This is a genomic window from Alloalcanivorax venustensis ISO4, from assembly GCF_015356855.1.
In the GTDB taxonomy this organism is placed as follows: domain Bacteria; phylum Pseudomonadota; class Gammaproteobacteria; order Pseudomonadales; family Alcanivoracaceae; genus Alloalcanivorax; species Alloalcanivorax venustensis.
Window position 1 is genome coordinate 1 of record NZ_ARXR01000004.1, and the last position, 25,273, is coordinate 25,273.

Here is a 25,273-nt window from a genome sequence, read left to right on the forward strand (position 1 = left end):
GGTGTCCACTAAAGCGGGGGAACTACAGAGTCCGACTGCCGCAACTTGTTAAATGCTCACGCATGCGTGCCGCCTGCGTAGAGATGGTTTACACAATAAGCACTGCCATTCACCTGCTTTTCTTCACAACCAGACCGCATGCATACCTTAGAGGCAAGGCCGCCTCGATTCTCCATCATTCGCTCTTTGATCAAGCGCTCGCCATCGAATTCACGCCAGCCTTCTGGTGATGGTACCTTTACTGCATAGCAGGTTTGATACTTATCCCATTCATCCACTTTATAGAGCTGCCCACATACCGGGCACTCCATAAGCTTCACCCAATCACCAATGTCGCGCTCAATTAAGCCCGAAATAAACTCAGAATGAGCATTGCTTATATCAGTTAGCGTCGGCTGACTGGGAAATCCACACATGACTTCCTTGCCCATTTAACGTTCAAACAGCGGCGCACGCAGTGCGTCCGCGAACTGCTTTTCTTGGTTATATACACAGCTTTCATAAAACGATCACATATAATAACTACATCAGCCTCTAGGCTCGATTTTGTCTTCCTGACTTGACTCAGACAAGCTTTGACTTTCTTTCTTCATCTGCTTTCTCACCATAACACCCATTAAGTATGAGTTTGCGAAACTCCAGACGAGAACGATTAAAGGTGCATACCATGGCACCCAGCCAAAAAAGGCTGCGACGATAGCTGCGAGCAACAGGTACCAACCAAACTGAACCATAGCTCTTGGATTCATACCTACACGCCTCTCAAAAATTCAAAAGTATTGCATAGCGTTAGACGCTAGATAAAAAATACGACTACACTTGTATATAACGCCCAGCAAAGGCTTCGTAGGTCGGCCTGCTGTTGCTTTTTATGTGTTGCTCAGTATGCTCTACACGCATTCCCCTTCCAGCGCCATGAAGAAATATAGCCATCGTTGATTTCGAATGTTGTTTGGCAGGACTTTGTGTATGAATAGCCGGAACTACCGCCGACGCTGGTCGTGGTTGCTGTGTTTGTATAATTATTATACGTCGTATAATACGTTGGGCTCGTTCCTGGCACATAACCACTACGAGACTCTTGATAGGTTAAGTATTTCACCCCGCCCGTTGCTTCATATACTTGTTGCGGCGGCCCCCATTTACTTATTAATTCCATCTCTGTGCTTCCAATCCATGTCTGCAATATAGCCTCATAGTTTGCCGTGGTTGCACACCCTGCAAGCAAAAATACAATAACAAAAAAAGCTATTCGTAGATTCATTTCTCCCCCCAACTTCTTATCTTGTTGTACATAACGCTCGAGCTAAGCCGCGCTGCGACGCGGCGTCGGCTTGAATGAACTGTTAGGTGCGTGTGCGACGTTGCACCGAGATCTGTTTCGTGATGCGGCGATTGATCTTTCGCTTCCATTCAAGCTGTTTGTCCGAGAGCTTTCGCTTTAGGCGCGTACTGACCAAGAATCTATATTCAGTGTCATAGATGTATCCCATCTGGCACCCGTGCTCGATGACGTCGAGGTTAGCGTTGGCATACGGGTCTTTTGCAATTCGTTTCAGGCCATCGAAAAGGTTGCCCGTATCAATACCAATGAAGCGATTGATACAAACGTTGCCGACGTACGTTGACTGGCCTGTGATGCGATTTCTTATGTAGCAGTGTTCTTTGATTTCTTGTCCACAAGGGCAGTGATCGAACTCTTCCGTTATCTCAACACTTACCAAGTCCCACTCAGTGCGAGCTACCTCGAATATTTCCGACCGTGATAGCGGGAGTATGTGAGTCTTCAACCTTTCGAAGTTATGTTCCACAGTGGTCTCCGGCACGGACCTAACAGGTATTAGGACGCCAGCTCGAATAGCCAATGAACGCACCGGCGTCGTATCACGTTATAGTTTTCAACAAGACGACGGGGTCCAGTCTTATCTTTTGCTTCAACCGGATACACCTTCTTCATACGACCATCAGACAAAAAATCAAAGCCGGATCCCGGAATGCATCCATACCTGCGCTGAAATTTTTAGGTTTCTTTCAGTCGCAGTAATAACCATAGCAATTTGACTTTGGTTCTGGAGACCGATCATAACGATTGGTAACGCCATCGTTATCATTATCTCTGTAGTCCCATGATGAATTATTACGATTCGTCGCCCCCATTCCAGAGCTGAATTCATCGCGTTGATAACCGCCGTTACTTTGAGAGTTTCTATTGTTATACCGGTAGCTGTCGGGGCCACTTCTATAGTGACCCTGAACGTACGTTCCATCACTTTTCATATAGCCGTTAATCCACTGGTCTGAAAGGGCTGAGCCAGAAACGAAAAAGCAACAGACGATTGCCGCAAGTTCCAATCTCTTTCTCATTGGTCACCTACTATTTTTTAAAGTCTTCACAAAACAGCACAAACTATGTGCGCCCCAATATTGCTTTGGCAGTGTCGTATTCAGGTATATTTTGAATTAATCATGATTTTCGCCAATGGCCTGTCACCCATTCCCATTGGCTGTGATTGTAGTCATACCTCCAATGACCTTTCACCCATTCGCTTTTCCCTGGTGGTCTCCGTGGTCTAAGTGCTTGGGGCCGATCTGGTGGTTTCGGCGGCCGCGATCGCTTTGGGCTTTTCATTATAAGCGCCCTCCTTCAGGTTCTGCTTGGACCAACGACTACGTACTTCCGTTGTCTCTTTGGGACTAGAGCTTCGTCGGCATCTTTTGATTCGACTATGTAGCCGAAGCCTACGTTTGGATACGTACTAGACTTCTGTCTTTTCGTTGCTTCTGCAAATAAAAGCGTGACCCGTTTCACAAGTCAACACTTGTAGCCATTTGTCGCTAAAGCACAATAATCGTGAGATATAGAAGCCTGCGAAAAGTAATGACTAACTAACGTTGTTCTGGGCGAGGTTTCATATTGAGATTTAAAAGGGTATGCATGCGAAATAAACGCCATCGCGGCTGAAGCGGTGCGCCGCCCGACCGCTCCTACAGGGCGGGTGCGGGTGGTTTTAGCCGGGGTGGGTAGTCAGGGCGCCAAGCGTTCCCGCGCCCATTCGCCGCCATCCCTGATATAGCGGAACCGGTCATGCAACCGACTAGGCCGCCCATGCCAGAACTGGATCTCCTCGGGAACGATACGGTAACCACCCCAGGTCTCCGGCATGGGGATGGTCTCACCTTCCGGATACTGCTCGTCCAGCTTCGCCATATCCGCTTCCAACTGCTCCCGGCTTGCAGGCCGGCTCTGATGGGAGACGGCGGCGCTGAGCTGGCTGCCCCGGGGGCGGCTGGCGAAGTAGTTGCGGGATTGTTGGGCGGGGATTTTCTCGGCGCGGCCGTTGACGATCAGTTGGCGGTCGAAGGGGCCCCAGAACATGACGAAGGAGACGTTGGGGTTGGCGGCGATGTCGTCGCCTTTACGGCTGTCGTAGTGGGTGAAGAAGACGAAGCCGCCGTCTTCAATGCCTTTGAGCAGCACCACGCGGCTGGAGGGGCGGCCGTCGGCGGAGACGGTGGCCAGAGTCATGGCGTTGGCCAGGGGCAACTCGGCGTTGATGGCGTCGTCGACCCAGCGGCGGGCTTGTTCCACCGGGTCCGCCAGCAGGTCGGCTTCGGTGAGGCCGGGGGCGTGGTATTCCTGGCGTACGTCTTTCATGAGATATCCTTGGCGATTCCGAGAGGCGTCTAGGTTATGCGCAACGCATAAGATGTTATCCGTTACGCATAAAAGATGCAGTCGCGGGTAAAGGCCGTGCCGGCTGCACGGCCGTGCCCGCGCTTCATCCTGTATCCTGCATCCTGTATCTTCCTTCCGTTATGACTCTCGACACTTCCGAACTCAATAAATCCCGCCAGGACCTGAGCGGCCGGGCCGATGTCTGGCTGTTCGGCTACGGCTCGCTGATTTTCAAGGCGGACTTTCCGTTTCTGGAGCGCCGGCCCGCCAGCATCGAGGGCTGGGCGCGGCGCTTCTGGCAGGGCTCCCACGATCATCGCGGCACGCCGGAGCGGCCGGGCCGTGTGCTGACGCTGGTGGAGAGTACGGGCACGGTGTGCGCGGGCATGGCGTACCGGGTGGCGCCGTCGGTGTTCGAGCATCTGGATGTGCGGGAGAAGAACGGCTATTTGCGGTTCGCCACGCCGATGACGTTCGCCGACGGTGGCCATGAAGAGGGGCTGGTGTACATCGCCACCGAGGATAACGCGGCCTTTCTGGGGCCGGCGCCGGAGGACGAGATCGCGCGGCACATTCATGGCAGCCATGGGCCCAGCGGGGCGAACCGGGATTATTTGCTGCGTTTGGCGGAGGCTTTGCGGGAATTGGGGGCGGAGGATGAGCATGTTTTTGGGTTGGAGCGGCGGCTTCTTGCCTTGGTGCCTTAGCGGGGGTGTCGGGTTACGGCCTTTGGCCTAACCCGACCTACCGCCTGTAGGTCGGGTTGAGCGCAGCGAAAGCCGACGTTCCTGTGGCGTCGGGTCAGGGCGCGCGGCGCATTCTTAGTGGCGTGGTGCCGAACCAGCGCTGGAAGGTGCGGCTGAAGTTGGAGGGGTCCTGGTAGCCGAGTTTCTCGGCGATGCGCTCCACCGGCAGGCTGGTTTCCAGCAGGTACCAGGCGGCCAATTCGCGGCGCACGTCGTCGAGCAGTTCCTGGAAGCTGGTGCCTTCGGCTTTGAGCTTGCGGATCAGGGTGCGGCGGGACATGGCGAATTCCTCGGCGGTGTCGTCCAGGGTCGGGTAGTCGCCGTCGCGGTCGAGCAGCATCACGCCGATGCGCTGGCTGAGCGGGCCGCCGCTCTGGATCTGCCGTAGTTGGTGCTCACAATCGCGCAACGCCGCGCGGTGCGTGGTGGGGTCGGCGGTCAGGCAGGGGGTGTCCAGCAGCGCGGCGGGCAGCGTGATGGTGAGCTGGCCGGTGCCGAAGGTCACCGGGCAGCCCAGATACTCTTCGTACACCGACGCCCAGGCGGGCTCGTCCAGCGGCAGGGTGACGGCCACGTCGCGCAGCCGCCGCGAGGTCACCGTGTCCACCAGCTGAAAGTAGGTGGCGAGGATCGAGCCGGTGACGAACTCGCGGATCTCGGCCAGGTCCACCTGCTCGTCCAGGGTCAGCACAGCGTGGTCGTCGAATTCCTCGAAGCGCACCCCCACCAGCTGGAACCTTACTCCCACATAGCGGGACACCACCCGCAGCACTTCGCGCAGGTCCGGCGCGGACACCACCGCGTAGCCCAGTGGCCCGTGGGCGGACACCGAGGTGACGCCGGCGGTTTCCAGGCCGATCCAGGGCTGGCCGGTGAGGTCGATGGCGCGGCGGATCAGGCGCGACATCTGCTCCAGGCTCAAATAGCGGTGATCGCCCAGCAATTGCTCCCATTGCAGGCGGGTGTCCTGGAATATCACCGCGTTATCGAAGCCCCGCTCATGCAAATACGCGCACAAAAGGCGCGGATAGGTGGGGTGAATCGCGGGGCGCAGCCGGTTTGTGATCTGCACGGTCATGGGTGCCGCTCCCTGGAAGCCTTCCCTCCAAGGTAGTGAATGTCGGCCGCCTTGTCACTTTATGACGATTTATTGCCACTCTAAGCGGTGCCGGTTGGCCCCGGACAGGCGGAGGATGGAACCATTACATAACAAAGAGGTGAGGTTTATGAGCAAGGCAGGTGTATTCACCGGGCCGTCCGGTGTGATCTACCGCGACCGCAAACGGCATCTGTGGTTTTCGTCGCTGTTCGTGCCGGCCATCGTGTTCGTGGGCCCGGCGCTCTATTTCGCCACCGGCAACAACGCGCTGATGTTGTGGCTGCCGCTGGCGTTCTACTACCTGACCGTGCCGGTGCTGGACATGCTGATCGGCGAGGACACCAGCAACCCGCCGGAAGAGGTGGTGCCGCAGCTGGAAAACGACCCCTACTACCGCTGGATTCTGTACGCTCTGGTGCCGCTGATCTGGGGCGCCTGGTTCTACGGCGCCTGGTTCGTGGGCACCCAGAACCTGCCCTGGCACGGCGTGCTGGCGATGATCTACCTGATCGGCGGCACCTGCGGCGTGGGCATCAACCTGGGCCATGAGCTGGGCCACAAGAAGGGCAAGGGCGAGCGCTGGCTGGCCAAGTTCGTGCTGGCGCCGTGCGCCTACGGCCACTTCTTTATCGAGCACAACAAGGGCCACCACAAAGACGTGGCCACCCCGGAAGATCCGGCCTCCTCACGCATGGGCGAGAGCATCTGGAAGTTCGCGCTGCGTGAGCTGCCCGGCGCCGCGAAGCGCGCTTGGCGCCTGGAGAAGGACCGCCTGACCGCCCAGGGCAAATCGGTCTGGTCCCTGGAGAACGAGATCATCCAGCCGGCGATCATCACCCTCGTCGCCTGGGGCACCGTGCTCGCCATCTTCGGCATCGGTCTGCTGCCCTACATTCTGGGCACCGCCTTCTGGGGCGCCTTCCAGCTGACCTCCGCCAACTACATCGAGCACTACGGCCTGCTGCGCCACAAGAAGGCCAACGGCCGCTACGAGCGCACCCAGCCGCACCACAGCTGGAACAGCAACCACATGTTCTCCAACTGGGCGACCTTCCACCTGCAGCGCCACTCCGACCACCACGCGCACCCGACCCGTCGCTACCAGAGCCTGCGCCACTTCGAGAACCTGCCCGAGCTGCCCAACGGCTACTTCGGCATGTTCTTTATCAGCTACTTCCCGCCGATCTGGTACAAGGTGATGGACAAGCGTCTGCTGGAGCACGCCGGCTACGATGCCCGCAACATCAACTTCGATCCGGCCAAGCGCGAGAAGCTGATTGAGAAGTACGGGATCAAGCACGGGGATGCGCCGGCGAAGGTGGTGGTTTGAGTTGATAGTTGATAATTGACAGTTGATAGCTTCAAGCGTGGGCCTGGCCCGCGCTTGTCGGTTATAGCCCGGCCCAAGTAGCATTGCTCAATGACTACTGACATTCATTTCTACGAACCCTCCGCTGGCCATGGGCTGGCCCATGATCCGTTTAACGCTTTGGTGGCGCCCCGACCGATCGGCTGGATTTCTTCGCGTAGCCGCGATGGGGTGCTGAACCTGGCGCCGTACAGTTTCTTCAACGCCTTCAACTACAAGCCGCCGCTGGTGGGCTTCGCCAGCATCGGCTACAAGGACAGCGTGCGGAACATTGAAGAAACCGGGGAGTTTGGCTGGAACCTGGCCACCCGCCCACTGGCCGAGGCGATGAACCAGAGCTGCGCGGCGGTGGGCCCGGAGGTGGACGAGTTCCAGCTGGCGGGGCTGACGCCGGAGCCGTCACGGGTGATCGGCGTGCCCCGGGTGAAGGAGACACCGGTGTCGTTCGAGTGCCGGCTCAGCCAGATTCTGCGGCTCACCGGCGCCGACGGCACCGAGACCGACACCTGGATGGTGTTCGGCGAGGTGGTGGGCGTGCACATCGCCCGGCATCTGCTCAAGGACGGCGTCTACCAGACCGCCGACGCCGAACCGATCCTGCGCGGCGGTGGCCCGGCGGATTACTTCGGCATCAGTTCGGATACGTTCTTCCAGATGTACCGGCCCAAATGATTGAACCCATCCCCTGCCCCTGTGGTTCCGGCCTGGATTACGCCCAGTGTTGCCGGCCGCTGCATCGCGGCGAGCCGGTGTCCTCGCCGGAGGCGTTGATGCGCTCGCGCTACAGCGCCTTCGTGCGCGACGACGCTGACTATGTGCGCGCCAGTTGGCACCCGGATACCCGGCCCGCCGAGCTGACGCTGGAAGGCGGCGATCAATGGTTGGGCCTGGAGATCGTCGACGCGAAGCAGGACGGCGACGCGGGGCAGGTGCACTTCCGCGCCACCCACCGGGATGGCGATGGCTTCGCGGTGCTGAAGGAACATTCTCGCTTTGTGCGCGAGAACGGCCACTGGTTCTATCTGGACGGCGAACACACTGTCACGCCGTTCAAGCCCGGCCGCAACGACCCCTGCCCCTGCGGCAGCGGCCGCAAGTTCAAGAAGTGCTGCGGCTGAGTGCCTCTTTATCCTTGCGTTTTTCGAGCTGGTGGCGGTCCTCGGTGAGGCCGATCTGCCAGTAGCCGCTGGCATAGAGGCGGTGGCGCTCGATCTGGCGTTCCTGGGTGAGGTAGCGCCGCACGGCGCGCACCGCGCCGCTTTCGCCGGCCACCCAGACCGACGGCGAGCCGTCCAGCCAGGGTAGCCCGACGATGGTATCCACCCAGCCCATGGCGGGCTGTTCCGGGTTGGGGTTCACCCGCCAGATCACTTCCATGCCGGGCGGGAACGGCAGGGCCTGTCGAGAATATCCAGCACCGCGTAGCCGCGGGCGCTGGCGGGCAGGCGTTCGATGTTGGCGCCGATGGCGGGCAGCGCGGACATGTCGCCGGCGAACAGGAACCAGTCCGCGTCGAAGTCCGCGAACTTGGGCGCGCCGGGCCCGGCAAAGCCGATCCGGTCACCGGGACGGGCGGCGGCGGCCCAACCGGAGGCGGGGCCGTGGTCGGCGTGCATCATAAAATCCACCGCCACTTCGCCGCGTTGGTGGTCGAAGTGGCGCAGGGTGTAGGTGCGCACGATGGGTCGTTCTTCCGGCGGCGCGTCGCCGAACGGCGGCAGCGGGATCTCCGTTTGCCCCGGGCGGGGAATCAGCAGTTTGAAGTTGGCGCTTTCGTGGTTCTTCGGGAAGTCGCTGAGATCGCCGCCGCCGAGCACCACCCGTTTCATGTTCGGGGTGACACTCTCGGTGCGCAGCACTTCCAGAATACGGGGGGCCGGTCTGGGCATGGGTTACCTCATGGTGGTGGCGCTTGCGGCGCCCGCCTAACTAGTGGACAATATCAACCATAATTTAACTAGTTGATGTTGTCAACCATATGAATGACGATTCCGATATCCGCCAGGTGCTCTGGCAACTGGCGTTTCAATTCAAGGTCAGTTCCAAGCGCGCGGTGCGCGATTACGATCTGCCGCTGAACGGCATGCACATACGGCTGCTGCAAATGATTCGCCGCCACCCCGATTGCACCGCCCAGCAGATCGCCAGTGTCACCGGCCGCGACAAGGCGCAGATCACCCGGGTGATCAAGGAGCTGGAGAGCATGGCGCTGATCACGCGTACGCCGGATCCGGGGGACCGCCGCGCCCAACTTCTGTCGCTCAATGAGAAGGGGCGGGGTCTGATGGCGCGTATCAAAGACGCCGAGGACGAGGTGAAAAAGACGCTTCTCAAAGGCATTAATAAGAAAGACCAAAATACCTTTATTGAAATCGGTAATCGAATGTTGGATAACCTTCGCGAACATTAGAACAGACTCCGCTACAAAACCGGTCTCTGGGATCCTGCCGGGTGGCTGTAAGCCACCCTTTCGCGGGCGGGGCCCGCTCCCACAAGGCCCGCTCCTCCAGCACCCGCTCCCAAAGAGCACCTTCTCACAAGGTCTTAAAAAAAGGGGGCCGTCCTGGCCCCTGGGGTAAGAAAACGAATCAGCGCGTCGTTTTCGGTTAATCGTTTGCCGAGGCGATGGGTGTGGCGTCGCCGGGGGCGCCGGCCAGGGCGCGATAGATGTTGACCATGGCCAGGGTTTCGGCGGTGCGGCTTTCGATCAGCGCGTCGCGGGTGTCGATCAGCTCCTGCTCGGCGGCGAGCACTTCGAAGAAGCCGATAAAGCCCTGCCGGTAACGGGTGCGGGCAAGCTCGGCGGCTTCGCCGGCGGCGTCGGTGGCGGCGCCCAGGCGTTCGCTGCGTTCGCGGCTGCGGGCGTAGCGCACCAGCTGGGTTTCGGTTTCTTCCAGCGCCAGCAACACGGTCTGCTCATAGTTGGCCAGGGCCGCCTGGCTGTCCGCGTCGGCGGCGTCGATGCGGCTGCGCACCCGGCCGAAGTCCAGGAAGGTCCAGTCCACGCCCAGCGCCACCCGGCGGGTTTCCGCGCCGGCGCTGAACAGGTCGCCGCTGTCGCTGGCCACGGAGCCGATCAGCGCGTCCAGGCTGAAACTCGGGAACAGATCCGCTGTGGCCACGCCGATGCGGGCGCTGGCCGCGGCCAGGCGCCGTTCCGCGGCGCGGATGTCCGGCCGGCGGCGCAGCACCTCGCCGGGGCTGCCCACCGGGATCACCGGCAGGCTTTCCGGCAGCGGCGCCGGCGGCGCCAGCTCGTCCACCAGCGCGCCCGGGTTCTGCCCGGTGAGCACGGCGATGCGGAACATGCGTGCGCGCACCGCCGCCTGCAGATCGGGGATCACCGCGCGGGTAGCCTCCAACTGGGATATCGCGCGGACTTCGTCGAAGGCGGTGCCGCGCCCTGCCCCCACCCGCGAGCGCACGATCTCCAGGGACTGGCGCTGGTTGTCCACGTTGCTGCGCGCCACCAGCAGTTGCTGTTGCAGGCCGCGCAGCTCGAAGTAGCTGGTGGCCAGCTGACCGACCAGCGCCACCTGCAGCGCGGCCAGGTCGGCACCGGCGGCGCCCAGCTCGGCCCGCTGCGCTTCGCTGGCGCGGCGCAGGCGGCCGAACAGATCCAGCTCCCAACTGAGACCGGCGGCCGCCTGATACAGCTCGACGCGGTCGTCACCGGCGCCCGGCGGCGTGCGTTCCACATCCGCCAGGTGCTGCTCGGCGGCGGACGCGGAAACGCCCACGTTGGGCAGTTGCTCGGCACGGCTGCCGCGCAGCAGCGCTTCGGCGCGCTGGTAGCGGGCCAGCGCCGCGCGCAGGTCGCGGTTGGCGTCCAGGGTCTGGCGGATCAACCCCGCCAGCATCGGGTCGTCGAAGCCGGCCCAGAAGCGCTGCTCGTCGGCGCTGCCGGCCGACGCCTGCGGCGCCTCCAGGAAGCGCTCCGGCGCGTCCGGTTGCACCGGTTGATAGTCCGGCCCCACGGCGCAGCCGGAAAGCCACGCCAGGGCCGTCAGCAGGACAATGGATTTATGCATGATTGTCTCCAGAAGTCTGGCCGTGCGCTTCGCCGTCCATGGTTGAACCGTGATGGCTCACCGGCCGGCCGCCGCCGGCCAGCTTGCGCAGGGCGACGTAGAACACCGGGGTCAGGAACAGGCCGAACAAGGTCACGCCGATCATGCCGGCGAACACCGCCGTGCCCAGTGCCTGGCGCACTTCGGCACCGGCGCCGCTGCCCAGCACCAGCGGCACCACGGCGGCGGTGAAGGTGATCGAGGTCATGATGATCGGGCGCAGCCGCAGGCGGCAGGCTTCCAGCGCCGCTTCCACGGTGCCCTTGCCCTGCAGCTCCAGCTCGCGGGCGAACTCGACGATCAGAATGGCGTTCTTGCACGCCAGCCCGATCAGCACCACCAGGCCCACCTGCACGAAGATGTTGTTGTCGCCGCCGGCGAACCACACGCCGATCAGCGCCGAGAGCATGCACATGGGCACGATCAGGATCACCGCCAGCGGCAGGGTCCAGCTTTCGTACAGCGCCGCCAGCACCAGGAACACCAGCAGAATGGAGAGCGGGAACACCACCAGCGCGGCGTTGCCCTGGGTGGCCTGCTGGTAACTCAGGTCGGTCCATTCGAAGTCCATGCCCGGCGGCAGAACCTCTTCGCCGAGGGCGGTGAGGCCGGCCATGGCCTGGGCGGAGGACAGCACGGTGGGGTCGGTTTCGCCGGCCAGGTCCGCCGCCGGGTAGCCGTTGTAGCGCAACACCGGATCGGGCCCGAAGGTCTCGGTGAGCGTGACCATGGAACCGATCGGCACCATTTCGCCGCGGTCGTTGCGGGTGCGCAGCCGGGCGATGTCTTCCACGTTTTCCCGGAACGGCGCGTCGGCCTGGGCCATCACCTGCCAGGTGCGCCCGAAGCGGTTGAAGTCGTTGACGTAGGTGGAGCCCAGGTAGGTCTGCAGGGTGTCGAACAGCTCCGTCACCGACACGCCCTGGGCCTTGGCTTTCAGCCGGTCCACTTCCGCGTCGAGCTGCGGCACGTTGGCCTGGTAGCTGCTGATCGGGAAGCCCATGCCCGGCGTCTGCGCCACCGCGCCCTGGAAATTGTTGACCGCGTCCTGCAGCGCGCCGTAGCCCAGGTTGCCCCGGTCCTCGATAAACAACTGATATCCGGAGCCGTTGCCCAGGCCGAGGATCGGCGGCGGCATAAAGGAAAACGCCAGCCCTTCCTTCAACGCGCCGATCTTCTGGTTGATTTCCGCGTTGATCTCGGAGGCGCTGCGCTCGCGCTGGTCGAACGGCTTGAGCGGGAAGAACACCACGCCGGTGTTGGAGGTGTTGGTGAACTGCAGTGCGTTCAAACCGGGGAACGCGATGGCGTGCTCCACGCCTTCGGTGTTCATGGCGATATCGACCACGTCGTTGAGCAGTTCGTCGGTGCGCTGCAAGGACGCGCCCTCCGGCAGCTTCACCCCGGCCATCAGGTAGAGTTTGTCCTGGATCGGAATAAAGCCCGGCGGCACCACCTGGAACATGGCGCCGGTGCCGGTGAGCAGCAGGATATACACCAGGAACACCGCACCGCGTTTGCCCAGCGCCCGGGACACCGCGCCCTGATACTTGTTGGAGCTTTTATTGAAGAAGCGGTTGAACGGCCGGAACAGCCAGCCGAACAGCGCGTCGATCACCCGGGTGAGCCGGTCCTTGGGCGCGTCGTGGGGCTTGAGCAGCATGGCCGCCAGCGCCGGGGACAGGGTCAGCGAGTTGATGGTGGAGATCACCGTGGAGATGGCGATGGTCACCGCGAACTGCCGGTAGAACTGCCCGGTAACGCCGTCGAGAAACGCCATCGGCACGAACACCGCGCACAGCACCAGGCCGATGGCGACGATCGGGCCGGACACTTCCTTCATGGCCTGGTGGGCGGCGGCGAGCGGCGTCAGCCCCTCTTCGATGTTCCGCTCCACGTTCTCCACCACCACGATGGCGTCGTCCACCACGATGCCGATGGCCAGCACCAGGCCGAACAGCGTCAGGGTATTGATCGAGTAGCCGAGCAGATAGAGCGCGCCGAAGGTGCCCACCACGGACACCGGCACCGCCAGCAACGGAATGATCGAGGCGCGCCAGGTCTGCAGGAACAGCGTCACCACCAGCACCACCAGCAGCACCGCTTCCAGCAGCGTCTTGATCACCGACTTGATGGAGTCGCTGACGAAGATGGTGGTGTCATAGACCGCTTCGTACTCCACCCCTTCCGGGAAGCGCGGTTCCAGCTCATCCATGATGCCGATCACCTGCTCGCGGATTTCCAGCGCGTTGGCGCCGGGGGCCTGGAAGATACCGATTGCCACCGCGTCCTTGCCGTCCAGCTGCGCGCGCAGGGTGTAGTCGCCGGCGCCCAGCTCCAGGCGCGCCACGTCGGAGAGCCGCACGATCTCGCCGTCGTCGCCGCTCTTGAGCACGATGTCGCCGAACTCCTGCACGGTGCGCAGTCGGCCGCGGGCGTTGATCAGCGTCAGGAAATCACTGTCGGGCATGGGCTCGGCGCCCAGCTGGCCGGCGGACACCTGCACGTTCTGTTCGCGCATGGCGCCCACCACATCGCTGGCGGTAAGCCCGCGCGCGGCCACCTTGCCCGGGTCCAGCCAGGCGCGCATGGCGTAGTCGCCACCGCCGAACACCTGGGCGTCGCCCACGCCCTGAACCCGCGCCAGCCGGTCCTTCACATGCAGCCGGGCGTAGTTGCGCAGATAGAGGGTGTCGTAACGGCCGTCCGGCGACGTCAGGTGCACCACCATCAAAAAGGTGGGCGACTGTTTCTGGGTGGTCACGCCCTGGCGGCGCACCGCTTCCGGCAGCCGCGCCAGCGCCTGGCTGACCCGGTTCTGCACGCGCACCGTGGCGTCTTCCGCGTCGGTGCCGGGGCGGAAGGTGATGGTCATCTGCAGCACGCCGTCGGAGCCGGCCACGGATTTGAAGTACATCATGTCTTCCACGCCGTTGATGGATTCCTCCAGCGGCGTGGCCACGGTTTCGGCGATTTCCTTGGGGTTGGCGCCGGGGTAAACGGTGCGCACCACCACCGACGGCGGCACCACTTCCGGGTATTCACTCACGGGCAGGTTGGGGATGGAGATCAACCCGACCGCGAAGATAATGATGGACACCACCGCCGCGAAGATCGGTCGGTCCACGAAGAAACGTGAAAAATTCATCGCAATAGCTCCCATGCGACGGGCCGCCGGCCCGCCGGATGCAGTCGTTCCCCGAGAATTAAGGTTTTAGGGTGGTAAGGCTTTAGGGCTGCGACGCGGCAACGGCCTTGCCGTCGACGGCCGGCGCGTCGCGCATGGCGACGTCGCGGGGCGCCACTTGCATGCCCGATCCGAATATTTTCTGCAGGCCGTTGACGATCACCCGGTCGCCGCTTTCCAGGCCCGATTCGATCACCACCAGCTGGCCCACCTGGCGGCCGGTGACCACCTGATGGCGGCCCACCGTGTTGTCGCCGTCGATCACATAGACGTAGCGACGGTCCTGGTCAGTGAGCACCGCTTTGCGGTTCACCAGCAGGGCGCGGTCCAGTTCCGCCACCGGCATTTCCACGCGCGCGAACTGGCCGGGTTTAAAAGCGCCATCCGGGTTCTCCAGCACGGCGCGGTATTGCAGGGTGCCGGTGTTGGGGTTGAGCCGGTTGTCGATAAAGTCCAGCGCCCCCTGGTGCGGGAAGCCGTCCTCGCCCACCAGGCCGATGCGTACCGGCTCGGTCTTTCCCGGCTCAAGCGACTGGCCGCTCCGCACAGCGCTGTCCTCGTTGCTGTCGAAGTACACGTACAGCGGATCCACCGACACCAGCGTGGTCAGCAGCGTCTGGTCGGCGCTGGCCAGGTTGCCCTTGGTGACCAGGGCACGGCCGGCGCGGCCGTCCACCGGCGCGGTGACGCGGGTGTATTGCAGGTTCAGTTCGGCGCTCTGCAGCGCGGCCTGGGCCTGCTGCACACTGGCGCGGGCGTTAAGCAGGGCGGCGCGGCGCTGGTCGTATTCCTCCTGGGAAATGGCGCGGCTCTCCAGCAGCCGCTGGGCGCGGCCGGCCTCGCCTTCGGCCAGTTGCAGCCGGCTGCGCGCCTGCTCCAGTTCGGCGCGCGCCGCCCGGGCGCGGGCCTGGTAGGGGCGCGGGTCGATCTGGAACAACAGGTCACCGGCTTTCACCAGCTCGCCTTCCTCGAACGCCACCTGATCGATGTAGCCGCTCACCCGCGGGCGCAGCGCCACGGTCTGCGGTGCTTCCACCCGGCCGGTGAAGGTTTCCCTCAGGGTTACCGGCTCGGCGAGTACGCGCGCCACGTCCACCTCCGGCGGTTCGCCGGCGTGCTGCGCTTCGCTGCGCGCGTCGCAGCCCGCCAGGAACACCATGGCCAACAGCAAAGGCGTCAGCCCCCAGAACAAGCCCGCGTCGCTGGCGGACTCACCGTTAAAAATATCCATGTCGTTTCTCTCCACATGTAATAAAAGGCCACATGTCATAACGGCCACACTGAACAAGGGTCCGCCTCGCGGCCTGGCCTTGGCACTAATCGAACGGGTCGACCCGAACTCGACAGGACGGTAATTCCTCAAGTCGGGAGCCTCTGGGCAACTCCCTTGCGTGCTCTGCGCGTCCTGAAGCGAGCAGATGCAAGGCGTGGTTCGCCGCCAATGGCCGCAGCCCTTGGCAAGAAGCACAACGCAGCAGATGTTCGCTTCAGGACGCGCCCTTCGGGGCTTTCAGGCGAGCCCGCCCTCAGCGTTGCGCTTTTTCGTCGGGCCGTCAGCACGACTTCAAAATCGCGCCTTGACGGCGGACTCGCCTGAAAGCCAGAGCACGCAAGGGAGTTGCCCAGAGGCTCCTTAGGTCAATTAAAAAAATGAATGCTTTCGTCTATGGCGACGATGAAGCGCTACTTTAGGGAGAGGGCATCGGACGGCGGTAGCGTATTCCTGCCGCGTGCTTGCCCGATTCTGTTAAGCAGGGAAAGGTTCACGAAACTGTTATCTGCGTATTCCTTCCACGGGTTGCGCGATCCTGCAGGGTGCTTGCCCAAAACTGCAGCCCGTGTCGGAGTCGCTTTCCGGGGCCGCCGCCGGGCGTATACTGAGCCGCAAGCCAATTCGGGAGGGTTACGACGTGAAGGCAAGCACTTCGATCGCGAGCATGGAAAACGAAGCCGCCGAGGAACTGCGACGTCTCGGCGAGATTGTGTCTCGCAAGATTCTGCCCTGGGCGCCGCTGGACGGCCTGCAGCCCACCCCCATCGAGGGCCTGGAACTTATCCGCTCGGACACCCCCACCACCTGTGTGTCGTCGGTGTACGAGCCTTCCCTGTGCCTGATCGCCCAGGGCGGCAAGACCGTCTGGCTGGGCGACAAGGAGATCGTCTACGGCCCGCTGAGTTGTCTGGTGTCGTCGGTGCATCTGCCGGTGCTCGGCCAGGTCACCCAGGCGAGCCCGGACAAACCCTATCTGGGCGTCAAGCTGTCGGTGGACCCTCAGGAAGTCACCGATCTGATCATCGAGCTGGGCGACGATCTCAGCGAACCGGAAGAAGAGTGCCCCGATATCTCCTGCGGTCTGTGCCGCACCCAGGCGGAAAAAGGCATGGTGGAGGCGGTCACCCGCCTGGTGTCGCTGCTGGACAGCCCCGCGGATGCGCGCATCCTGGCGCCGCTGGCGCGCCGCGAGATTATCTATCGGGCGTTGATCGGCGAGACCGGACCGAGAATGCGCCGCTTCGCGTCGGCGGACAGCCAGGCGCACCGTATTTCCAAAGTGATCGCCGTGCTCAAGGATCGCTTCACCGAGCCGCTGCGCATCCGCGAGCTGGCGGAACAGGCGAACATGAGCGAGTCGTCCCTGTTCCACAGTTTCAAGCAGGTGACGCGCATGTCGCCGCTGCAGTTCCAGAAGAAGCTGCGCCTGCACGAAGCCCGGCGCCTGATGCTGAGCGAGGGGCTGGAAGCGGCCACCGCCAGCTTCCGGGTGGGGTATGAAAGTCCGTCCCATTTCAGCCGCGAATACAGCCGCCTGTTCGGCGCGCCGCCGCGGGCGGACGTGATCAAACTGCGCGGCGAGACGCCGCAGGCGGTGCGCCTCTAGGCCTAATCAGGGGCTACAGCCGGTCGCGCACCAGCGCCACCATGGCGAAGCCCAGGCCGGTCATCGCCAGGGAGCCGGCCACGTGCACGGCGATGCCGGCCAGCGCCACCGCCCAGCGGCCGCTTTGCAGATGCTCGAACATCTCCGCCGAAAAGGTGGAGAACGTGGTCAGCGCGCCGAGAAACCCGGTCACCAGGAACAGCCGCCACTCCGGCGCCAGCGCCGGCAGCCAGGCGAACACCCCCAACGCCAAGCCGATCAGCCAGCCGCCCAGCAGGTTGGCCGCCAGCGTGCCCAGCGGCAGCGCCGGAAACAAGGCGTTCAGCCACAGCCCCAGCAGCCAGCGGGCATTGGCGCCCAGGGCAGCGCCGCCACTGATCGCCAGTACGTATAACCACATGCGTTCGTTTCCCCAGCGGATGGAAAGGTCTATTAGCATGCCATTCCATGGGCGCGAACGTTACCCCTGGTTACCTCATTTGCACCGGCTATAACACTGAACGGTGACAACACTATGGCGTCCGCCGCCAACAGGGGTACTGTGGTAAAAAAACAACCCGCCGGTGAATGCTATGGACCGGATCCGCAGCGAGGACCTCAGGGACTTTCTTACCGTCGCCGAGGAAGGTGATTTCGCCCGCGCCGCCCAACGCCTGGGTCGCCATCCCATGTTGTTGAAGGAGAGCGTGCGGGAGCTGGAGCGCGACATGGGCGCGCCCCTGCTGATCGTTAACGCCACGACGGTGAGCCTGACCGGCGCCGGCGACGCCCTGGTGATCAGCGCCCGGGCGCTGCTCGCCAGCCAGGAAGCCAGCCGCGCGCCGCGCACGCGCCTGCCCGCCAACGGCCAGTTGCGCATCGGCGTGCCCGCGGCGCCCTTGCCGCCGCTGGTGCCCCGCATTCTCAGCGCCTTCCGCGCGCTGTTCCCGCGTATCGCCCTGAACATTCGCGAGGCCTCGGACGGTGCCCAGTTACACGAACTGGAGGCCGGCCGGCTGGACATCGGCTTCGTGCATTCCGCGCAGAGCCCGGCAGCGCTGCCCTGGGAGGCGCTCACCGAGGAGCCGCTGTGCGTGATACTGCCGCCCCGGCACCCGCTGCTGACGCTGCGCACCGTGGCCCTGGAACTGCTCGCCGCGGAGCCCTTTATCCTGCCGTCGGCGGGCCTGGGCGTGGCGATCGTGCCCTGCGACCCGGACACCGACGATCAATATGGGGCACTGCTGCGCCCCCTGACGGTTCACGGGCGGCCGGCGCCCGCCACCCTGCCGCTGCTGCTGGCGCGCGGCAAAGGCCCGCCGGGCGTGGTGCTGAGCCAGTTTCTCGACACCGCGCGCCAGTTCGCCGGGCACCCGCCGACGACCCACTGAGCGTGGCACGGTCCTTGTATCCCTGGGGCCACGCCTGCACAGAAGCGGCCCTGTTCGTATAGACTAAGGTCGCTTGCGGCGCCCCCGCACGCTTGCTTGAATAGCGTCCCGAAAACCGGCAATCAGGAGTTCCCATGGCGGCAACACGCGTTACAGTCATCCCCGGCGACGGCATCGGCCCGGACATCATGAGCGCCACCATCCGTGTTCTCGACGCGCTCGATTGCGGCCTCACCTATGACTACGCGATCGCCGGGCAAACCGCCCTGGACAAGGGCGAGGACCTGGTGCCCCAGGAAACCCTGGATCTGATTGAAAAGAACCCGGTGGCGCTGAAAGGCCCGATCACCACACCGGTGGGCAAGGGCTTCCGCTCGGTGAACGTGACCCTGCGCAAGCACTTCGATCTGTTCGCCAATCTGCGCCCGGCGCTGTCCATTCCCGGCGTGCGCTCGCGCTACGACAACGTGGACATCGTCACCATCCGCGAAAACATCGAAGGGATTTACTCCGGCGAAGGCCAGACCGTCAGCGACGACGGCGAGCGCGCCGAGCTGCGCAGCGTGATCACCCGCAAGGAGTCCAAGCGGCTGATGCGCTTCGCCTATGAAGCGGCCCGCCGGCTCAACCGCCGCAAAGTGACGGTGGTGCACAAGGCCAACATCATGAAGTCCACCTCCGGCCTGTTCCTGGACGTGGCGCGCTCCATCGCCAAGGAGTACGACGACATCGAGCACGAGGAGATGATCGTCGACAACTGCGCCATGCAGCTGGTGATGAACCCGCACCGTTTCGACGTGATCGTCACCACCAATCTGTTCGGCGACATCCTCTCCGACCTGTGCGCCGGCCTCACCGGCGGCCTGGGCCTGGCGCCCGGCGCCAACGTGGGCGAACACAAGGGCATCTTCGAAGCGGTGCACGGCAGCGCGCCGGACATCGCCGGGCAGAACATCGCCAACCCCACCGCCCTGATGCTGGGCGCGGCGATGATGCTGGAATACCTGGAACGCAACGAAGACGCGGAACGGATGCGCAAGGCGATTCGCTTCGTGGTGGGCGAAGGCAAGGTCACCACGCCGGACCTGGGCGGCAAGGCCTCCACCTCCGAATTCACCGACGAGGTGATCCGTAACCTCTGAGCTTTTATCCGGCGCTTTATCAATCTTTTGCATGTGTCCGTAGGCAGAGGCTCTGTTCATCCTCTATGCTCGAATTCCACTTACGGATTCTTCATCGCAACAGGAGGTTGTAATGAGTCAATCGCCGGAAACCGAAGCTCTCAAGAAGGACATGGACCAGCTGCGCCGCGATCTGGGCGCGCTTACCGAAGCGTTTAAACGCAACTCCCAGCAACGCGCCCAGGCCGGCGTGGAACACGCCCGCGATCAGTTCGACCAGGTGCGCCGTCAGGCCGAAGGCCAGGCCGAGCAAGTGGGTTCGCACATCAAGGAGCGCCCCTTCACCAGCGTGCTCAGCGCGTTCGGCGTGGGCCTGCTGATCGGCAAACTGATCAGCCGCTGATCGATGAATATACGCGGCCCCCTGTCCAGCCTGTTCAGCCTTAACGCGCTGGTCTGGCTGGCCATGCTCACCGGCTTCGCGGCCCTGCTTTGCCTGGCGGCCGCCGCCTGGTTCGCCATGGCGCCGCCCCTGGGCGCGCCCCTGGCGTCCCTGTTCACCGGCCTCGGCCTGCTGGTCATGGCGGTGCTGCTCGTGATGGTGGTGCAACGTACCACTCACAAATCCGGATCCAGCGGCAAGGACAGCCGCGAGCTCTCGCGCCAGGACGAGCGCATTGAGGACAATCTCCGGCCCCTGGTGGGCGACCGCGCCGCGCAATGGACCCGGGAGCACACCGGCACGGTGGTGGTCGGTGCGCTGGCCGCCGGCATCCTGCTGGCCGCCAGCCCCAACGCCCGCCGTCTGGTTACCCGGGCGGCGGGCCCGGTGCTGACCCGCAAGGCCATGGACGCCTACAAGGATTTCTCCGACCAGGGTTGAAACCCTCGGTAACCATGGTGCCGTTCCGCGCGCCGGGATTTGCGCTAGACTGCGCTTTTTAACGGCAACCGGAGCGGGCCATGAAAAGCGAGCGCGGCGCACTGATTCTTTCCGTGGTGATGTCCCTGGTCGTGGGCGCCGCCGCGGTCACCGCCGCGTCCCTGACCCAGTCCAAGGCCATCCTTCTGGATGGCCTGTTCAATCTCATCTACTTTCTGGTCGCCCTGGTGACGGTGCGCATCAGCGTGCTGGCGGCCCAGCCCGACGACCGCAAATTCCCATTCGGCTACGGCTACTTCGAATCCCTGGTGAACGCCGGCAAGGGCCTGCTGATTCTCGGCGTGGCGCTGTTCGCGCTGGTCGACGCGGTGCTGGCGCTGCTCGCCGGCGGCCGCGAAATCGTCGCCGGCCCGGCCATCGGCTACGCCGTGTTCGCCACCCTGGCCTGCTCGCTGACCGCCTGGGCGCTGCACCGCAGCCGCCGGCACGTGGACAGCCCGCTAATGCGCGCCGATTTCGAGAACTGGCTGGTGAATGCGCTGATCTCCTCCGGCGTGCTGCTCACCTTCTGCATGATCCCGGTGGCGCGCTTCTTCGATCGCGACGACATCGTGCCCTACGTGGATTCGGTGCTGGTGATCGCGGTGGTGCTGTTCTGCCTGAGCGTGCCCATCCGCATGGCCAAGGGCGCGATCATGGAGCTGCTCAACCGGGCACCGCCCCGCGAGCTGCGCCGCCCGGTGCTGGCCGCCATCGACGCGGCGCTGGCCGACCTGCCCGTGCGCCAGTGTCAGGTGCGCATGGTGCGCCCGGGCCGCCAGCTGTATGTGATGATCCATGTGGTGCTGCCGGCGGATTTTCCGCTCACCGGGCTGCCGCAGCTGGACACCCTGCGCGAGCGCCTGACCAGCGCGGTGTCGGCGGTCTACCCGCACCAGGTCACCGACACCCTGTTCACCGCCGATGCGAAATGGGCCGAACCCTGCGAGGCCATGCCGGTGGTGTCCACGCCCCGGCGCTAGCGACGGCGGGACGGACCCCCGGTATTTCATTTGTCAGCGCCCGCGGTTTGCCCTACCGTTCCAGCAACGAGCCCATCCGGGCCGCGCTGGGAGGAAAACCATGCGCTATGAACTCTTCTACTGGCCCGGCATTCAAGGACGCGGCGAGTTCGTCCGACTCGCCCTGGAAGATGCCGGCGCGCCCTATCTCGATGTGGGGCTGGGCGACGCCCGCGACGGCCTCGGCCTGCCCGCCATCGACAGCTACCTCAACGGTGACGCCACCCCGCGCCCGCCGTTCGCGCCGCCCTTTCTGAAAGCCGGCAATCTGGTGATTTCCCATGTGGCGAATATTCTCCAGTTCCTCGGCCCGCCCCTGGCCCTGGTGCCCGACAACGAGCCGGCGCGCTACTGGATCCACGGTCTGCAACTGACCGTGAGTGACTGGGTGGCGGAGATCCACGACATTCATCACCCGATCGGGCCGTCGCTGTATTACCACCAACAGGAAGCGGAAGCGCGCCGCCGGGCGGTTGCCTTCCACCAACAGCGGCTGCCACGCTTTCTCGATTATTTCGAGCGGGTTCTGGAACTGAACCCGGCCGGGCCGGAGTATCTGGCTGGTGGCGAGCACTGCTACGCGGACCTGTCGCTGTTTCAGGTCATTCGCGGTCTGCAGTACGCGTTTCCGAGAACCATGAACACGCACAGGGCGCGCATTCCCAGAACGCTGACGCTGGTTGAACGGGTCGCGGCACGGCCGGGCATCCAGGCGTATCTGCAGTCGGATCGACGCCAGCCGTTCAACGAGAGCGGCATCTTCCGCCACTACCCGGAGTTGGATACCGTCGCCTGAACCGGCGCTCTTTACAGGAGTTTGCGTTTGCAGCGCGCCCCTGTGTTGTCGAAGCCGGCGACGCGGCGCACTCTGTCCGGTGAAGCGTCACACACATGGAGCGTACTGAATGAGAGCCATCGAATGGGATTCACCCGGCGACCAGAGCGTCGCCGAGTACTACGCGAAGGACCCGAACATCGACGCCACGCCGCACAAGGGCAGCGTGCTGTCGGCCCGTTTCCAGGGCCTGGTGGCGCGGGTGCGGGTGGACGCCTACACCGACGGCACCAGCTACGGGGACGTGGTGGCCCTGATCGACCCGGAAACCGGTAAGCGACTCACCGAACACCGGGGCATCGCGGTGGGCGACACGGTCGCCCTGCCGGATGCGAAACGGGCCTTCGAGCCCAACCTGGAACCGGAAGAGGACGAGGACGGCGACGAAGAGCGGGACTGAAACCCGCTCAGGCGGCGCCGGCCGCGCCGGCCAGGGCTTTGCGGAACGCCTTGGGCTTGAGGCTGTAGCAGCGGCGGGTGCGCTTGCGGCATTCCGCCACCCGGTCCGCCTCCAGCCGGGCGATCAGCTGGTGCACGATCACGAAGGGTTCTTTATCCTCGCTGTCTTTTTTGCGCTTGCGCAGATGCTCGTCGAGCACATGCAGGTCGTGCAGCTCGCCGAGCAACTTGCCCAGCTTGCGGAACTCCTTCAGTGAAAGGGCGGAGTCGTCCAGGCTGCTTTCCAGCGGTTCCAGTTGATAGAGCTGATACTTAACCCGCTTGCGGAACCGGTGCCAAAGCTCCGGCTGGTTCTCCACCACCGCTTCCAGCCCCTGCTGCCGGCCTTCGGCATAGAGCCGGCCGAAGCCTTTTTTGATCAGCTCCGCATTATCCGCTTCGATGTTCAGGTTGCGCCACAGGTAGAGGTCGGCGCGGAACACGCCTTCCAGACCTTCCGGCATCGCCGGCGACGCCAGTTCCTGCTCGGCTGCCAGGGCCTGGGCGCGCACCGCGTCGATGGCCTCGCTTTCGTAGTCGCGGGCGCCTTTGCGCAAACTCTCCAGAGTTTCGCCCATCACCTGCGTATCGCGGGCGCCGGCCAGGGCCCGTGCCGCCATGCGCAGGGCTTTGTCCTGCCGACGCGCGGTCTTCTTGTCGACCACACCGGCCATCACCCGCCAGATCGCCCGCAGCCGCTTCACGGCCACGCGCACCTGGTGCACCTGCTCCGGGGTCAGGCTGGTCTGACCTTCAAGCACGGAAAGTACGGTTTCGTCCTGATCGCAGGCGGCGCCGGCGAGGCGTCCCGGCAAATCCGAAGCGGATGTCGCGGCTTTGCTCATGGAGGGCTCCGATGTTGGCGGTTCTAATGGGGAGCCCGATTATGAATTTTTCCGGCGACAATTACCGTGACAACTAAATGACAGCGCCCGCGAACGACAACGCCCGCCGAAAGGCGGGCGCTGAACGATGCCGGACCGCGTCGGTGTCAGCCGCGTGACACGCCCAGGCGACGGCGTTTACCGCCTTCCGCCTTGACGAACTCCAGGGCGTCATCGTTAAGCCGGCCATAGCGCAGGCGCGGCAGATCGTAGAGGTAGTTGCTGAGTACCTTCCAGGGGGCCTTGTCGCCCTGGCGCGGCAGCCGGTGGGCGGCGCGCTGCACATAGCCGGACTGCAGGTCCAGGAAGGTCTTGTCGGTGTCGCTGCCGTCGTGGTCCTTCGGGGTGACCTGCTGCAGCCCCTTGCGGGACATATAGTTGAGCAGCCGGCACACGTACTCGGCGGCGATGTCCGCTTTCAGCGTCCAGGAGGCGTTGGTGTAACCGAACACCATGGCCATGTTGGGCACGTCGCGCAGCATCACGCCTTTGTACACCAGCACGTCGCGGGGCTCGCGGGTCTCGCCGTCCACCGACAGCTCGGCGCCGCCCAGCAGCTGCAGGTCCAGGCCGGTGGCGGTGATGATGATGTCCGCGTCCAGCTCTTCGCCGGACTTCAGGCGGATGCCGTTCTCGGTGAAGGTATCAATATGATCGGTGACGATGGACGCTTCACCACGGCGCAGCACCTTGAACAGGTCGCCGTTGGGCACCGCGCACAGGCGCTCGTCCCAGGGGTTGTAGCTGGGCCGGAAGTGCTTCATGTCGATGTCGTCGCCGAGCTGACGGCGGGCGGCGGCCAGCAGGGCGCGGCGCACCAGGCCCGGGCGCTGCTTGGACAGCCGGTAGACCAGACGCTGCAGGCCGATGTTACGGGCCCGCGCCATGCGGTAGACCACCATTTCCGGCAGGAAGCGGCGCAGCTTCACCGACAGTTCGTCGCGCTCCGGCACGGTGGCGATGTAGGTCGGCGAGCGCTGCAGCATGGTGACATGCTCGGCGTCCTTGGCCATGGCCGGCACCAGGGTCACCGCGGTGGCGCCACTGCCGATCACCACCACTTTCTTGCCGCTGTAATCCAGATCCTCCGGCCACTGCTGGGGATGCACCAGGCGCCCTTTGAACTGATCGGCGCCGGGGAAGTCCGGCGTGTAGCCGGCGTCATAGTTGTAGTAACCGGTGCAGCAGAGCAGGAACTGGCAGGTGAAGATTTCGCTTTCACCGCTGCCTTCGTTTTCCACGCGCACGGTCCATTGACCGTCGCGGGTGGAGAAGTCCGCGTCGACCATGCGGCGCTCGAAATAGATCTTGTCGTCGATGTTGTATTCGGCGGCGGTGTCGGCGATGTATTCACGGATCGACGGGCCGTCGGCGAGCACCTTGGGTTCGGTCCAGGGGCGGAAGTTATAGCCCAGGGTGTACATGTCGGAATCCGAACGGATACCGGGATAACGGAACAGGTCCCAGGTGCCGCCGATGCGCTTGCGGCGCTCGATCAGGGCGAAACTGCGATCCGGGGACTGACGGCTCAGGTGACACGCCGCGCCCACCCCGGACAAACCGGCGCCGATAATCAGCACGTCGAAATGGTTATTGGACATTACTACCTCCAGCGCCGGTCCGCCGCCAGCGCGCTTTGCGCGGCTGCCGGGCGG

General features: G+C 63.6%; 24 protein-coding genes and 1 pseudogene. 13 read left to right on the top strand and 12 right to left on the bottom strand.

Annotated elements, in window-relative coordinates; all coding sequences use genetic code 11:
• Positions 1–56: 56 nt before the first annotated feature.
• The 4 genes from ISO4_RS03180 to pdxH all read right to left on the bottom strand — a co-directional run bounded on the left by ISO4_RS03180 (position 57) and on the right by pdxH (position 3,655).
• Positions 57–431 (bottom strand): metal-binding protein, encoded by a 375-nt coding sequence (locus tag ISO4_RS03180; RefSeq protein ID WP_228547893.1) that lies wholly within the window; start codon positions 429–431, stop codon positions 57–59.
• 96 nt (positions 432–527) lie between these two features.
• On the bottom strand, positions 528–749 hold the full coding sequence (locus ISO4_RS03185) for a hypothetical protein (RefSeq protein WP_194855128.1): 222 nt from the start codon (positions 747–749) through the stop codon (positions 528–530).
• A 597-nt stretch (positions 750–1,346) separates the two neighbouring features.
• Entirely contained in the window at positions 1,347–1,811 is a 465-nt protein-coding gene (locus tag ISO4_RS03190) for a hypothetical protein (RefSeq protein WP_194855129.1), read from the bottom strand.
• A gap of 1,214 nt (positions 1,812–3,025) precedes the next feature.
• Positions 3,026–3,655, bottom strand: coding sequence for a pyridoxamine 5'-phosphate oxidase (gene pdxH, locus ISO4_RS03195; protein WP_194855130.1), 630 nt, complete (start codon positions 3,653–3,655; stop codon positions 3,026–3,028).
• A gap of 161 nt (positions 3,656–3,816) precedes the next feature.
• On the opposite strand from pdxH, the gene ISO4_RS03200 reads away from it, so the two are divergent.
• The gene (locus ISO4_RS03200) at positions 3,817–4,383 is read left to right on the top strand and encodes a gamma-glutamylcyclotransferase (RefSeq protein ID WP_194855131.1); all 567 of its coding nucleotides are present in this window, start codon (positions 3,817–3,819) and stop codon (positions 4,381–4,383) included.
• Positions 4,384–4,477: 94 nt separating this feature from the next.
• Here the strand turns inward: ISO4_RS03200 and ISO4_RS03205 are convergent, their stop codons facing one another.
• The gene (locus ISO4_RS03205; protein ID WP_067605056.1) at positions 4,478–5,500 is read right to left on the bottom strand and encodes an AraC family transcriptional regulator; all 1,023 of its coding nucleotides are present in this window, start codon (positions 5,498–5,500) and stop codon (positions 4,478–4,480) included.
• Between the two features lie 148 nt (positions 5,501–5,648).
• On the opposite strand from ISO4_RS03205, the gene ISO4_RS03210 reads away from it, so the two are divergent.
• From ISO4_RS03210 to ISO4_RS03220, 3 genes are all read left to right on the top strand, one after another.
• Positions 5,649–6,851, top strand: coding sequence for an alkane 1-monooxygenase (locus tag ISO4_RS03210; RefSeq protein WP_194855132.1), 1,203 nt, complete (start codon positions 5,649–5,651; stop codon positions 6,849–6,851).
• Positions 6,852–6,941: 90 nt separating this feature from the next.
• Entirely contained in the window at positions 6,942–7,562 is a 621-nt protein-coding gene (locus ISO4_RS03215; RefSeq protein ID WP_194855133.1) for a flavin reductase family protein, read from the top strand.
• Positions 7,559–8,008 (top strand): YchJ family protein, encoded by a 450-nt coding sequence (locus ISO4_RS03220; RefSeq protein WP_194855134.1) that lies wholly within the window; start codon positions 7,559–7,561, stop codon positions 8,006–8,008. Before ISO4_RS03215 ends, ISO4_RS03220 begins: the two co-directional genes overlap by 4 nt.
• Here ISO4_RS03220 and ISO4_RS03225 read toward each other — a convergent pair.
• Positions 7,989–8,779 (bottom strand): annotated as a pseudogene (locus ISO4_RS03225) (siderophore-interacting protein). The gene ISO4_RS03220 and the pseudogene ISO4_RS03225 overlap by 20 nt on opposite strands.
• An 89-nt stretch (positions 8,780–8,868) precedes the next feature.
• Here ISO4_RS03225 and ISO4_RS03230 point away from each other — a divergent pair.
• Positions 8,869–9,300, top strand: coding sequence for a MarR family winged helix-turn-helix transcriptional regulator (locus tag ISO4_RS03230; RefSeq protein WP_194855135.1), 432 nt, complete (start codon positions 8,869–8,871; stop codon positions 9,298–9,300).
• Between the two features lie 196 nt (positions 9,301–9,496).
• On the opposite strand, the gene ISO4_RS03235 is transcribed toward ISO4_RS03230, so the two are convergent.
• From ISO4_RS03235 to ISO4_RS03245, 3 genes are all read right to left on the bottom strand, one after another.
• Positions 9,497–10,921 (bottom strand): efflux transporter outer membrane subunit, encoded by a 1,425-nt coding sequence (locus ISO4_RS03235; protein ID WP_194855136.1) that lies wholly within the window; start codon positions 10,919–10,921, stop codon positions 9,497–9,499.
• Positions 10,914–14,108, bottom strand: coding sequence for an efflux RND transporter permease subunit (locus tag ISO4_RS03240; RefSeq protein ID WP_194855137.1), 3,195 nt, complete (start codon positions 14,106–14,108; stop codon positions 10,914–10,916). The genes ISO4_RS03235 and ISO4_RS03240 overlap by 8 nt, the downstream gene beginning before the upstream one ends.
• Positions 14,109–14,190: 82 nt before the next feature.
• Positions 14,191–15,378 (bottom strand): efflux RND transporter periplasmic adaptor subunit, encoded by a 1,188-nt coding sequence (locus ISO4_RS03245; protein ID WP_194855138.1) that lies wholly within the window; start codon positions 15,376–15,378, stop codon positions 14,191–14,193.
• A 706-nt stretch (positions 15,379–16,084) separates the two neighbouring features.
• On the opposite strand from ISO4_RS03245, the gene ISO4_RS03250 reads away from it, so the two are divergent.
• Complete coding sequence (locus ISO4_RS03250) at positions 16,085–17,026, top strand: AraC family transcriptional regulator (protein ID WP_228547899.1); 942 nt, start codon at positions 16,085–16,087, stop codon at positions 17,024–17,026.
• 13 nt (positions 17,027–17,039) lie between these two features.
• On the opposite strand, the gene crcB is transcribed toward ISO4_RS03250, so the two are convergent.
• Entirely contained in the window at positions 17,040–17,426 is a 387-nt protein-coding gene (gene crcB / locus ISO4_RS03255) for a fluoride efflux transporter CrcB (RefSeq protein WP_142949835.1), read from the bottom strand.
• Between the two features lie 172 nt (positions 17,427–17,598).
• Here crcB and ISO4_RS03260 point away from each other — a divergent pair, with 172 nt between their 5' ends.
• The 7 genes from ISO4_RS03260 (at position 17,599) to ISO4_RS03290 (ending at position 22,696) form a co-directional block, all read left to right on the top strand.
• The gene (locus tag ISO4_RS03260; RefSeq protein ID WP_194855140.1) at positions 17,599–18,396 is read left to right on the top strand and encodes a LysR family transcriptional regulator; all 798 of its coding nucleotides are present in this window, start codon (positions 17,599–17,601) and stop codon (positions 18,394–18,396) included.
• 134 nt (positions 18,397–18,530) lie between these two features.
• Positions 18,531–19,538: an isocitrate dehydrogenase gene (locus ISO4_RS03265; protein WP_194855141.1), complete on the top strand. Its 1,008-nt coding sequence runs from the start codon at positions 18,531–18,533 to the stop codon at positions 19,536–19,538.
• A gap of 112 nt (positions 19,539–19,650) precedes the next feature.
• Positions 19,651–19,920, top strand: coding sequence for a DUF883 family protein (locus tag ISO4_RS03270; RefSeq protein ID WP_142949832.1), 270 nt, complete (start codon positions 19,651–19,653; stop codon positions 19,918–19,920).
• 3 nt (positions 19,921–19,923) lie between these two features.
• Positions 19,924–20,400 (top strand): hypothetical protein, encoded by a 477-nt coding sequence (locus tag ISO4_RS03275; RefSeq protein ID WP_194855142.1) that lies wholly within the window; start codon positions 19,924–19,926, stop codon positions 20,398–20,400.
• An 80-nt stretch (positions 20,401–20,480) separates the two neighbouring features.
• Positions 20,481–21,422, top strand: a complete 942-nt coding sequence (locus ISO4_RS03280) for a cation diffusion facilitator family transporter (RefSeq protein WP_142949830.1) — start codon at positions 20,481–20,483, stop codon at positions 21,420–21,422.
• 100 nt (positions 21,423–21,522) lie between these two features.
• The gene (locus ISO4_RS03285) at positions 21,523–22,257 is read left to right on the top strand and encodes a glutathione S-transferase (RefSeq protein WP_142949827.1); all 735 of its coding nucleotides are present in this window, start codon (positions 21,523–21,525) and stop codon (positions 22,255–22,257) included.
• 109 nt (positions 22,258–22,366) lie between these two features.
• Complete coding sequence (locus ISO4_RS03290; protein WP_194855143.1) at positions 22,367–22,696, top strand: hypothetical protein; 330 nt, start codon at positions 22,367–22,369, stop codon at positions 22,694–22,696.
• Positions 22,697–22,703: 7 nt separating this feature from the next.
• On the opposite strand, the gene ISO4_RS03295 is transcribed toward ISO4_RS03290, so the two are convergent.
• Entirely contained in the window at positions 22,704–23,579 is an 876-nt protein-coding gene (locus ISO4_RS03295; RefSeq protein WP_194855144.1) for a CHAD domain-containing protein, read from the bottom strand.
• Between the two features lie 146 nt (positions 23,580–23,725).
• Positions 23,726–25,219 (bottom strand): flavin-containing monooxygenase, encoded by a 1,494-nt coding sequence (locus ISO4_RS03300; protein ID WP_194855145.1) that lies wholly within the window; start codon positions 25,217–25,219, stop codon positions 23,726–23,728.
• Positions 25,220–25,273: the final 54 nt, after the last annotated feature.

What these genes read in the sequence shown, in the direction of transcription:
- ISO4_RS03180 (WP_228547893.1), bottom strand. Translation starts at nt 431, where the DNA reads ATGGGCAAGGAAGTCATGTGTGGATTTCCCAGTCAGCCGACGCTAACT.
- ISO4_RS03185 (WP_194855128.1), bottom strand. Translation starts at nt 749, where the DNA reads ATGAATCCAAGAGCTATGGTTCAGTTTGGTTGGTACCTGTTGCTCGCA.
- pdxH (WP_194855130.1), bottom strand. Translation starts at nt 3,655, where the DNA reads ATGAAAGACGTACGCCAGGAATACCACGCCCCCGGCCTCACCGAAGCC.
- ISO4_RS03200 (WP_194855131.1), top strand. Translation starts at nt 3,817, where the DNA reads ATGACTCTCGACACTTCCGAACTCAATAAATCCCGCCAGGACCTGAGC.
- ISO4_RS03205 (WP_067605056.1), bottom strand. Translation starts at nt 5,500, where the DNA reads ATGACCGTGCAGATCACAAACCGGCTGCGCCCCGCGATTCACCCCACC.
- ISO4_RS03210 (WP_194855132.1), top strand. Translation starts at nt 5,649, where the DNA reads ATGAGCAAGGCAGGTGTATTCACCGGGCCGTCCGGTGTGATCTACCGC.
- ISO4_RS03215 (WP_194855133.1), top strand. Translation starts at nt 6,942, where the DNA reads ATGACTACTGACATTCATTTCTACGAACCCTCCGCTGGCCATGGGCTG.
- ISO4_RS03220 (WP_194855134.1), top strand. Translation starts at nt 7,559, where the DNA reads ATGATTGAACCCATCCCCTGCCCCTGTGGTTCCGGCCTGGATTACGCC.
- ISO4_RS03230 (WP_194855135.1), top strand. Translation starts at nt 8,869, where the DNA reads ATGAATGACGATTCCGATATCCGCCAGGTGCTCTGGCAACTGGCGTTT.
- ISO4_RS03235 (WP_194855136.1), bottom strand. Translation starts at nt 10,921, where the DNA reads ATGCATAAATCCATTGTCCTGCTGACGGCCCTGGCGTGGCTTTCCGGC.
- ISO4_RS03240 (WP_194855137.1), bottom strand. Translation starts at nt 14,108, where the DNA reads ATGAATTTTTCACGTTTCTTCGTGGACCGACCGATCTTCGCGGCGGTG.
- ISO4_RS03245 (WP_194855138.1), bottom strand. Translation starts at nt 15,378, where the DNA reads ATGGATATTTTTAACGGTGAGTCCGCCAGCGACGCGGGCTTGTTCTGG.
- ISO4_RS03250 (WP_228547899.1), top strand. Translation starts at nt 16,085, where the DNA reads ATGGAAAACGAAGCCGCCGAGGAACTGCGACGTCTCGGCGAGATTGTG.
- crcB (WP_142949835.1), bottom strand. Translation starts at nt 17,426, where the DNA reads ATGTGGTTATACGTACTGGCGATCAGTGGCGGCGCTGCCCTGGGCGCC.
- ISO4_RS03260 (WP_194855140.1), top strand. Translation starts at nt 17,599, where the DNA reads ATGGACCGGATCCGCAGCGAGGACCTCAGGGACTTTCTTACCGTCGCC.
- ISO4_RS03265 (WP_194855141.1), top strand. Translation starts at nt 18,531, where the DNA reads ATGGCGGCAACACGCGTTACAGTCATCCCCGGCGACGGCATCGGCCCG.
- ISO4_RS03270 (WP_142949832.1), top strand. Translation starts at nt 19,651, where the DNA reads ATGAGTCAATCGCCGGAAACCGAAGCTCTCAAGAAGGACATGGACCAG.
- ISO4_RS03275 (WP_194855142.1), top strand. Translation starts at nt 19,924, where the DNA reads ATGAATATACGCGGCCCCCTGTCCAGCCTGTTCAGCCTTAACGCGCTG.
- ISO4_RS03280 (WP_142949830.1), top strand. Translation starts at nt 20,481, where the DNA reads ATGAAAAGCGAGCGCGGCGCACTGATTCTTTCCGTGGTGATGTCCCTG.
- ISO4_RS03285 (WP_142949827.1), top strand. Translation starts at nt 21,523, where the DNA reads ATGCGCTATGAACTCTTCTACTGGCCCGGCATTCAAGGACGCGGCGAG.
- ISO4_RS03290 (WP_194855143.1), top strand. Translation starts at nt 22,367, where the DNA reads ATGAGAGCCATCGAATGGGATTCACCCGGCGACCAGAGCGTCGCCGAG.
- ISO4_RS03295 (WP_194855144.1), bottom strand. Translation starts at nt 23,579, where the DNA reads ATGAGCAAAGCCGCGACATCCGCTTCGGATTTGCCGGGACGCCTCGCC.
- ISO4_RS03300 (WP_194855145.1), bottom strand. Translation starts at nt 25,219, where the DNA reads ATGTCCAATAACCATTTCGACGTGCTGATTATCGGCGCCGGTTTGTCC.